This is a genomic window from Mesorhizobium sp. M6A.T.Ce.TU.002.03.1.1 (genome assembly GCF_003997275.1).
GTDB classification, from domain to species: Bacteria; Pseudomonadota; Alphaproteobacteria; order Rhizobiales; family Rhizobiaceae; genus Mesorhizobium; species Mesorhizobium mediterraneum.
Map to the genome: position 1 here is coordinate 1 of NZ_RZTI01000304.1, position 481 is coordinate 481.

1 protein-coding gene is annotated in these 481 nt (G+C 67.4%); it reads right to left on the reverse strand.

All coding sequences use genetic code 11. From position 1 onward, the window contains the following. On the reverse strand, positions 1 to 481 hold a 481-nt coding region (locus EOC93_RS33655; protein ID WP_281033181.1), incomplete at both ends, for a histidine kinase dimerization/phospho-acceptor domain-containing protein.

Sequence of the window (481 nt, forward strand, 5' to 3'; positions counted from 1 at the left end):
GGCCATGGTCAGATATGGTCAGCACGGCGCGATTGTCGGCTGCGGCCAGGTCGATGCGGCACGCCTTGCCATGGGTGGCGGCGTTGACGATCAGGTTGCGCAAGGCGCGGCGCAGGCCAAGCGCGCCGGCCCGCACGCAAACCTTGTCCAGGTGTCCGATCGAGACGGCATGGCCGAGCGACACCATCTCGGCTTCGATATCGCGCACCGTCTTTGCCAGGGCGACCGCTTCGACGGCGTCCTGGTTCACCTCTTCGCGTACCAGGCGGATGGCGCTGTCGGCGATGCGGTCGAGCTCGTCGAGGTCGTGAAGCCATTTTTCGCGTTCGTCGTCGAGGAATTCGGCGCGCAGCCGCATGCGCGTCATCGGCGTTCGCAGATCATGGCCGGCGGCGGCGACCAGCCGCATGCGGCTTTCCATGGCGGTCCGCAGCCGCGACGAGAGTTGGTTCAGCGCATGCGCGGTGGCCTTGACCTCGGC